Annotated in this window: 1 protein-coding gene and 1 rRNA gene; both read right to left on the reverse strand. The window is 33.5% G+C overall.

All coding sequences use genetic code 11. The features are described from left to right. Positions 1–242 (reverse strand): transposase (locus tag HF850_RS15430; protein WP_169106292.1); only part of this gene is annotated, 242 nt, incomplete at its 3' end. Positions 243–455: 213 nt separating this feature from the next. Further along, a 16S ribosomal RNA gene (locus tag HF850_RS15435) occupies positions 456–507 on the reverse strand; the annotation flags it as partial.

A 507-nucleotide genomic window follows, 5' to 3' on the forward strand; every position in this document is an offset into this window, starting at 1 on the left:
TTTTCAAGAGCGCGGCTTGAATATATTCCTTCCATATATCCATAGACTATAATTGCAAACATGGTTTCAGGTAAGAGCGCTGGATTTCTACCAATAGTAGAGTAAGTTTTGTTTAATTCTGTATAATCTAATCCCTCCATAACATCATAAAGCATTCTTACTGAATCATCATCAAGTATAATATTTTCGAAACTTATTGGGAAACCTATCTGATGGATAGGTATAATATTGTTTTTTTTCATATTAATATTATGCGCAAAAAAGAGAATTCAAATTTATGAATTCTCTTTTTTTATCGGCTAGTATCAAACTTGTTTTGATACAGCCCCGTAAAATCTCTCAAAATTGAACAGAATCATAATTACTTTCCAGTAACCATTGAGCAAGTTTTATATATATTGTGGATGTATACATCCGTACTAGATAAGCGCCATGCTTACTAGATTTCTCCATAGAAAGGAGGTGATCCAGCCGCAGGTTCTCCTACGGCTACCTTGTTACGACTTC

It is taken from the genome of Clostridium sp. SM-530-WT-3G, from assembly GCF_012843905.1.
Classification (GTDB): Bacteria; Bacillota; Clostridia; order Clostridiales; family Clostridiaceae; genus Clostridium.